Below are 8,473 nucleotides of genomic sequence, written 5' to 3'. Positions count from 1 at the left end.
TAACGCTTGAATTAAGCCGAGTTGCGAAGCAACTTCGGCTTGAATGAGTTGTTAGGCAGTGAGTGGCCGCAAAGGTTGGATGGTGCAACCATGCTACCCAGCATTGCCGCCTGGACCGAGTTTGCTACAGCTTGCGGGAGGGAGCTTGCCCAGCGATGCAGTAGCGCGTGATGCCACCGAAGCCAACTGCACCGAGCGCAGCGCGGGAGCGACGTGCCAAGGCGAAGCACCGAACTTACCGCAACCAGCAACGGTGATGACTGCTGTCCGGAGCCAAGCGCATGCATGCCTGCGAACTCACCGAAGCGGCAACCACCAGCGCATTTGCTCCACCACGGCCTAACGTCCGAGATAAGCCGACTGGCAAAGCCAGTTCGGTTTGATTGAGTTGTTAGGCCCCGAGTGCCGGCTTATCTGTGCCTGGCGCAAGTGCGAGCCCGCTGAGCGACATGTTGTGCTGCTCGCTCTCTGTAGCGGTCGAGATCTCAATGTCACCAAGCCCAGACTCCGCTGAGTAGTCCGACGAAATATGGAAGTGCTGCTCCGGGTCTTGCTGTAAGTCTTGGAGCAACTCAATCAAACGAGAAATCTCTTGCGGTAGCAAGCTAAGTCGCAGCCCATGCCATCCGTTGTTCCAGTCTTCTAGTTCAGCGTGCATGAGTATCTGTTCCGGGGCCTAACGCTTGAATTAAGCCGAGTTGCGAAGCAACTTCGGCTTGAATGAGTTGTTAGGCAGTGAGTGGCCGCAAAGGTTGGATGGTGCAACCATGCTCCCCAGCACTGCCGCCTGGACCGAGTTTGCCACAGCTTGCGGGATGGAGCTTGCCCAGCAATGCAGAGGCGCGTGATGCCACCGAAGCCAACTGCACCGAGCGCAGCGCGGGAACGACGTGGCAAGGCGAAGCACCCAACTTACCGCAACCAGCAACGGTGATGACTGCTGTCCGGAGCCAACCGCATGCATGCCTGCGAACCCACCGAAGCGGCAACCACCAACGCATTTGCTCCACCACGGCCTAACGCTTGAATTAAGCCGCGTTGCGAAGCAACGTCGGCTTGAATGAGTTGTTAGGCAGTGAGTGGCCGAAACGGCTGAGACCGCAACCGTGCTCCCCAGCACTGCCCGCCTGATCCGAGTGTGCCACAGCTTGCGGGATGAAGCTTGCGCCGTAATGCCACGGGGCCTGTTGGCTCCGAAGCCAGGCGCAATGAGCGTCGCGCGACAGTGACACGAAATGACGCAGCGGCGGACTGTCCGATGCCAGTTGCGGTGAGAACCACTGTCCGGAGCCGACCGCGTGCACGCCAGTGAACTGGTCGAAGATGCGAGCACCGATGCTGTTGCTCCAACACGGCCTAACGCTTGAATTAAGCCGAGTTGCGAAGCAACTTCGGCTTGAATGAGTTGTTAGGCAGTGAGTGGCCGCGAAGGTTGGATGGTGCAACCATGCTCCCCAGCACTGCCGCCTGGACCGAGTGTGCCACAGCTTGCGGGATGGAGCTTGCCCAGCAATGCAGAGGCGCGTGATGCCACCGAAGCCAACTGCAACGAGCGCAGCGCGGGAACGACGTGCCAAGGCGAAGCACCGAACTTACCGCAACCAGCAACGGTGATGACTGATGTCCGGAGCCAACCGCATGCATGCCTGCGAACCCACCGAAGCGGCAACCACCAACGCATTTGCTCCACCACGGCCTAACGCCTGAATTAAGCCGACTGGCGAAGCCAGTTCGGCTTGAATGAATTGTTAGGCGATCATGGATGAAACGCAGCAGCCAACAAGCCTGCACACCGAAGTCATGTTGCCAGGGCGCGCCCGACCAACTGTCCGCTGCCAACCCACCGAAGCAAACGCACTGGGCTGATAGACGACCCGGAAGTGGCCACCGTCACCGAAGCCAGACAACCAAACGCTGCCATGTTTGAAGCGCGCCACGCATGGTGGCCGAAGCTGTTGCAGCGCAAGCCAACTCACAGAAGAAAGCACGCACCGAGGCCAGTAGCGTTGCAGCAATCCCAGCCCAACACGCCAGAGCTTTTTGAGCGCCTAACGCCTGAATTAAGCCGAGCCGCGAAGCGGGTTCGGCTTGAATGAATTGTTAGGCCGCAGCACGCGCACTACGAGATCCTCCTATCCTGGTCCAACCGGGACCAGAGTTGATGGCTCCAGAGGCGAAAGAACGCGAACAGTGCGCCAGGCGGCAGGCTCGAGATTAGTCCATACAGGAACGCTCTCTTGCCCAGAGCCCGCGCGGCCTTGGCAATGAACACAGCCACTACAAGATTGAAGGCGAGCAGCCCGACAAAGACGTAGTCCGCAGATAGCCCACGGCTTGCTAAGAGCATGGAGAGCGCGACATAAACCACGAACTCCCCCAGCAGCAGTCTGCCGGCGATCGAGAGGCTTGGTTCTTTAGCAGATGAAGATGTGGACATGCGGCCTAACGCTTGAATTAAGCCGAGTTGCGAAGCAACGTCGGCTTGAATGAGTTGTTAGGCAGTGAGTGGCCGCGAAGGTTGGATGGTGCAACCATGCTCCCCAGCACTGCCGCCTGGACCGAGTGTGCCACAGCTTGCGGGATGGAGCTTGCCCAGCAATGCAGAGGCGCGTGATGCCACCGAAGCCAACTGCAACGAGCGCAGCGCGGGAACGACGTGCCAAGGCGAAGTACCAAACTTACCGCAACCAGCAACGGTGATGACTGCTGTCCGGAGCCAACCGCATGCACGCCTGCCAATTCACCGAAGCGGCAACCACCAACGCATTTGCTCCACCACTGCCTAACGCTTGAATTAAGCCGAGTTGCGAAGCAACTTCGGCTTGAATGAGTTGTTAGGCAGTGAGTGGTCGCGAAGGTTTGATGGTGCAACCATGCTCCCCAGCACTGCCGCCTGGACCGAGTGTGCCACAGCTTACGGGATGGAGCTTGCCCAGCGATGCAGCGGCGCGTGATGCCACCGAAGCCCACTGCACCGAGCGCAGCGCGGGAACGACGTACCAAGGCGAAGCACCGAACTTACCGCAACAAGCAACGGTGATGACTGCTGTCCGGAGCCAAGCGCATGCATGCCTGCGAACCCAACGAAGCGGCAACCACCAACGCATTTGCTCCACCACGGCCTAACGCCTGAATTGAGCCGCGCCGCGGAGCGGCGTCGGCTTGAATGAATTGTTAGGCAAGTACCTCATAGCTTGCCGTCTAGGCGAGCCTGCGTGATTACCCGCTGATCTGCCCGGAGGTGCTCCCGGCCAGAGTCGTCGGCCGCGAGCGAACTTTGATACTTACCGGAAAGTTGAGCAAGTTGACGCTGAAGCTTGTGCACGGTAACCAGCCTTGCCTCAAGCTCTGCCTGAGAGAACGAGGAACAATCTATGTCTAACGCGGAAGCGCCCGCGACAAGCTTCTTGGCCTCCGCGACGTCAGCATCCCACTGGCACAGCCAATGCGTTGTGGCAGCCGAGTGAAAATTGCCCTGAGCGGCGGCGAGCCTTGTGCGAGATTTCTTTGCCAGCTCCAGGAGCGGAATTAGGTCCTGGATGTCGGATCGCAATGTACTTTCAGTGCGACGGAGTTCTAAGCGCAGATCAAGTGCTTTGAGTTCGCCAGTACGACGAAACGCCTGGATTGCAACAACGGCTCCCACGATGCCAATGATTGCCCCGATGATGCCTGCGATTGCTCCGATATAGGCGAGCCAACTCTGCTCTGACATGTTTGGTCTCGCGGGAATGGTTGTTTAGCGCCTAACGCTTGAATTAAGCCGAGTTGCAAAGCAACTTCGGCTTGAATGAGTTGTTAGGCAGTGAGTGGCCGCGAAGGTTGGATGGTGCAACCATGCTCCCCAGCACTGCCGCCTGGACCGAGTGTGCCACAGCTTGCGGGATGGAGCTTGCCCAGCGATGCAGCGGCGCGTGATCCCACCGAAGCCAACTGCACCGAGCGCAGCGCAGGAACGACGTACCAAGGCGAAGTACCAAACTTACCGCAACCAGCAACGGTGATGACTGCTGTCCGGAGCCAACCGCATGCATGCCTGCGAACTCACCGAAGCGGCAACCACCAACGCATTTGCTCCACCACGGCCTAACGCTTGAGTTAAGCGGCGGCGAAGCCGTCCGCCTTGAACGAGATGTTAGACGCACATCCAGAGGTAGAGCGACTTGCCGTTTTGTTGTGCATTGCGCGCCAATCGCGATGCGGAATTGATGATCGGGATGACATGGGATGACTCGCACGACATGTAGGCAAGCTCTCCTGTTTGGACCCATTTGGCGGCGGCGGTCGAAGTGCTGGCGTCGTCAAGTGATGCGAGCTTGGAGACGAACTCGGCTGGGAAGCGGTTGATAAGGCGCTCGCCGCCAGCGACAACCAAGACTGACTCGAAAGCCTCTGCGTGCTGCGGCGTGGCTTCGCTGCCTTGGAGGATGGCCCAGAGATCAGCCAGCTCGTTGTAGGTGAGCCCGCTGAATTCCGCGCGCTCGGAATCTGGGAGAGCACGATTCGTGTCGTAAGCAATGGCAGCTTCGGGTGCGGCAACGTAGAAATCGGAGAGTAATGACATGTGCGTCCGTGCCTGCTCTAGTTTGGTGGGTGACGTGGAAGGTCTAACGCCTGAATTAAGCCGCGCCGCGAAGCGGGGTCGGCTTGAATAAATTGTTAGGCATCGTCTGCAGAATCATGCGTGACTCCATGGAACACTTGCTCAAGGTCGTCGAGCTCAACGCCGAGTGCTGCAGAGATCGTGCCGCACAGATGTCCGAGCTTTGCACGAGTTGAGGTTTGTTCGTTCTTGATCTGAGTCCAGAACTTGCCTAGGGGGCTACCAACGCGCTCAAGATCTGAGTCAGTGATCTGATGATTGAGTTCGTGCGAGCACTTGTTCCTGAGCTTGTTGAGGTTTCGCAAGGACGAAATCAGCTTGTCACCAATCTTATCTGAAGCTTCCACTATGCCTAGCTTCTGAGCGTACGAGTAGTTGCCAGAGTCAATTATGCGGTCGCCGCGGGAAAGAACTAGCCGAATCATCTGCTCGAGGTAGTACTCAGTGAGCAGATGAAATCGCAAGATCGTTGCGACAGAATCTTCAGACATCGCACCCGAGTACATCTCGTAGTGGCGGGTGGAGTGCTTCTTTGTGGGCAAGCTGGACTGGTTCATAGATGCCTAACGCCTGAATTAAGCCGACATGCGAAGCGTGTTCGGCTTGAATGAATTGTTAGAGGGCAACTACGGATCTCCGTCTTCTACGCGTTTGAGTGCCGCTAGTGCGGCGTCAGGCGTGTAGTCGAGAAGTGACGGAACCTCACCGCCCTTCGCGGTTTGAATAGCGCTAAGCGCCCCCCATACGAAATCTATAGCGGTGCCTAGCTCCTTGCCAGTGAGCGCAGCCCCGCTCCAGACCACCTTTGGATCCAAGACGCCCGTCTTGTCAATGTGGAAGTGAGAGCCGTTGCGGATTGCCTTTAGCTTGTCCGCCACGACCTGAAGATTGGCGATGTCGTACCCAACTTGGTGCCCGTACTTGTCTATTGGACCGGAGTCGGTTCGGTACAAATACCAGAACGAAGCCGCTTTTGAACTTTGCTCAAATACCTTTATGGCGTGCGACATGTGGTCATTGTGTAGCGCATCACGAATGACACGGGTAAAGACCCTAGTGGTGTATCTGTGCTTCTCGATGCCCAAGAGTGTGGTGCGGATCAGTAGAGCTTTTTGTAGCTCAGCCAGATTCCGCTTTAGTGCACTGTCATATCGCGATGGTGCTGCCATTGGCCTCTAACGCCTGAATTAAGCCGCGCCGCGAAGCGGCGTCGGCTTGAATGAATTGTTAGGCACCTGACGTGGATGCCTGCTCAAGGAGTGCATCCGGATCCATATATTCATCGGGATCTTCGCTTAAATTTGCAAGTAAGTTGCAGATCTCTGCGAAGTCAGTGCGTGCAATGACGTCTTTGCCATTAGTAGATCCGGCAGATCTTGCGGAAAGATACAGATTGCGCACCTCGTTGAGGGCAACGACCAACTCTGTCTCATCGTTTGTTTGAACGTCAATATCCAGTGAAGTCAGGTAAAGAAGCTGGCGGTCAGGACTATAGACAGAGGGAACTCTACGATTGGATAGCTCAGGTGAAAGTTCTCTGATCTGTCGAAAAGATGCAGAAGAAAAGTAGCCATCCCAGTCAAATTCTTTCTTTCTCACAAGACTCTCCTTGAGCTTAGATCAGGTGCCTAACGCTTGAGTTAAGCCGTGCCGCGAAGCGGCGTCGGCTTGAATGAATTGTTAGGCGGCTAGCCGGAACAGTGACTCGTCCTGCGGCCAGCCACCCTCATACGTGTACGACTCAAGGCAGCTAATGTAGCCGTCCTTGACCCATAGAATAAGTCCGGCACCAGCAGGCAGGTCGGGATGGTAAGCGTGCCCTTTGGGCATGTCCTCGATCTTCCAGCGAGCCTCATCTAGCTTTGGAGCAGACGGGTCTACGTAAAGCTCTGTGTATAGGCCAACGCCTGTGTAGTCCCGCGAGATGCAGGTAGCTTTAGCCAGCTGAGCGAGAACTATGTCTCGTTGGGCGTCCGAAAGCGCGATTGTTGCGATTGCTTCATGCTCGTAGCCGCTGAGTTCTTCCATGACCGCCTAACGCCTGAATTAAGCCGCGTTGCGAAGCAACGTCGGCTTGAATGAGTTGTTAGGCAGTGAGTGGCCGAAACGGTTGAGACCGCAACCGTGCTCCCCAGCACTGCCCGCCTGAGCAGAGTGTGCCACAGCTTGCGGGATGAAGCTTGCGCCGCAATGCCACGGGGCCTGTTGGCTCCGAAGCCAGGCGCAATGAGCGCCGCGCGGCAGTGACACGAAATGACGAAGCGGCGGACTGTCCGATGCCAGTTACGGTGAGAACCCCTGTCCGGAGCCGACCGTGTGCGCGCCAGTGAACTGGTCGAATATGCGAGCACCGATGCTGTTGCTACACCACGGCCTAACACCAGAATTAAGCCGACCCGCCAAGCGGGTTCGGCTTGGATGATTTGTTAGGCCGCGCCCGACTGATCACGCGACGACACCAATTGCCCGCAACCGGTCAGCAACCTGCGCCAACTCCTGCGGGTGAGGTTGGAGCTTACGCAGAAAACGAGCGCGCCACTTAGTCCAGTTTGCAGCGACTGAAGGATCTGCCTCTGCGGAAGCACCAGGGTCGTCGTCAAAGCCGAACTCGAAACCGCAGCTACACATAGCGAATGAGGCGCTACCGTCGCTGTAGTAGGGCTGCTCGGCGAGCTCGACGCTACCGCACACTGGGCAAGCCCAACTCCCAGACTCCGAGCGGTACAAAGTTGCATCGGTGCCGTCTCTGAGAGTTACACGATGAGCTTCCATAGCGGCCTAACGCCTTAGTTAAGCCGCGCCAAAGGCGTCGGCTTGAATGATTAGTTAGGCCTCTCGGACAGCTCAATCCGAGGCGGACCATTGTCGCAAACCAGCTCATAACGACGACCAGCCTCAAATCTGTGCCGAACTGCCGGGTAGCCGTCTATGAACATCCAGCCAGGGCACAGAAATTCTACCTTGTGTGACCCTGGAGAGACCCAAACACCGAAGTGCTGATTGTCCGGCACCGACTGCCCACCAATCACAAACATGCCACCAACTCTATTCGTAGGTTGCTCTTCCTGCGATTCTCGAAGCACGAGTTCGGCCGCTTGAGGCGACCCACTCATGATCGGGTTAACGGCGCAACCAGCGATCAAGGATATTCCCAACGCCAGGGCAACTCTCAACATGCGGCCTAACTACTATTGGACCGCCCAAAAGCGGTGTTGCGCCAAGTATCGACTAAGGGCTGAGGTCTGGGAAGAGGGAATTCCTATTCCGTAACAATGACTTGCCGGATGGCAACCGACAGTCTTGGCCTCGATGCTGGTTGCGTTATCCGACGGTTGAGCAGGCGTATGAGTGACACCCGTGACGATGCAGGCGTAATGACGCCTCTGACCCCCAAGCTGCTGGATCAGGTCCGTGGTCGGCTGCGGCTTCGCCACTACAGCCTGCGTACCGAGCAGGCGTATGTGGGCTGGATCCGACGCTTCATCCTGGCCAACGGCAAACGGCATCCAGCGCAGATGGGGCAGGCAGAGGTCGAGGCGTTTCTCACCGAACTGGCGACGCGGGGTCAGGTGTCGGCCGGCACGCAGAATCAGGCGCTGGCGGCACTGCTGTTCCTGTATCGCGAGGTCCTGGGCGTGGAGTTGCCCTGGATGGAGAATCTGGTGCGCGCCAAGCGACCGCGGCGCATTCCAGTGGTGCTCTCGGTCGAGGAGGTGACGCGCTTGCTGACGATGTTGGAGGGGTCTTGTCGGCTGATGGCGGGGCTGCTGTACGGCCGACATCCCCCCGCCCTGAGTAGCGGCTTGGTTTAGAGTCCGGGGGTAATGATATCGGTGTTGGCCAGATGTTGGGCATAAGCAGCCGGGGTCA

Annotated in this window: 7 protein-coding genes and 1 pseudogene; 1 reads left to right on the top strand and 7 read right to left on the bottom strand. The window is 57.5% G+C overall.

Annotated elements, in window-relative coordinates; genetic code table 11:
* Window positions 1-2,119 precede the first annotated feature (2,119 nt).
* From GGR62_RS20685 to GGR62_RS20655, 7 genes are all read right to left on the bottom strand, one after another.
* The gene (locus GGR62_RS20685) at window positions 2,120-2,437 is read right to left on the bottom strand and encodes a hypothetical protein (RefSeq protein WP_184409697.1); all 318 of its coding nucleotides are present in this window, start codon (window positions 2,435-2,437) and stop codon (window positions 2,120-2,122) included.
* A 750-nt stretch (window positions 2,438-3,187) separates the two neighbouring features.
* On the bottom strand, window positions 3,188-3,715 hold the full coding sequence (locus tag GGR62_RS20680) for a hypothetical protein (protein ID WP_184409696.1): 528 nt from the start codon (window positions 3,713-3,715) through the stop codon (window positions 3,188-3,190).
* A 420-nt stretch (window positions 3,716-4,135) separates the two neighbouring features.
* Complete coding sequence (locus GGR62_RS20675) at window positions 4,136-4,564, bottom strand: hypothetical protein (protein WP_184409695.1); 429 nt, start codon at window positions 4,562-4,564, stop codon at window positions 4,136-4,138.
* A gap of 95 nt (window positions 4,565-4,659) precedes the next feature.
* Window positions 4,660-5,160: a hypothetical protein gene (locus tag GGR62_RS20670; RefSeq protein WP_184409694.1), complete on the bottom strand. Its 501-nt coding sequence runs from the start codon at window positions 5,158-5,160 to the stop codon at window positions 4,660-4,662.
* Window positions 5,161-5,229: 69 nt separating this feature from the next.
* Window positions 5,230-5,772: a hypothetical protein gene (locus GGR62_RS20665; protein ID WP_184409693.1), complete on the bottom strand. Its 543-nt coding sequence runs from the start codon at window positions 5,770-5,772 to the stop codon at window positions 5,230-5,232.
* Between the two features lie 58 nt (window positions 5,773-5,830).
* The gene (locus tag GGR62_RS20660) at window positions 5,831-6,202 is read right to left on the bottom strand and encodes a hypothetical protein (RefSeq protein ID WP_184409692.1); all 372 of its coding nucleotides are present in this window, start codon (window positions 6,200-6,202) and stop codon (window positions 5,831-5,833) included.
* 81 nt (window positions 6,203-6,283) lie between these two features.
* Entirely contained in the window at window positions 6,284-6,631 is a 348-nt protein-coding gene (locus GGR62_RS20655) for a hypothetical protein (RefSeq protein ID WP_184409691.1), read from the bottom strand.
* A gap of 1,346 nt (window positions 6,632-7,977) precedes the next feature.
* Here GGR62_RS20655 and GGR62_RS20650 point away from each other — a divergent pair.
* Window positions 7,978-8,379, top strand: a pseudogene (locus GGR62_RS20650) (phage integrase N-terminal SAM-like domain-containing protein); the annotation flags it as partial.
* Window positions 8,380-8,473 lie beyond the last annotated feature (94 nt).

Source organism: Xanthomonas sp. 3075 (assembly GCF_014197275.1).
Classification (GTDB): domain Bacteria; phylum Pseudomonadota; class Gammaproteobacteria; order Xanthomonadales; family Xanthomonadaceae; genus Xanthomonas; species Xanthomonas campestris_B.
This window is presented reverse-complemented; position numbering and strand designations above follow the sequence as displayed.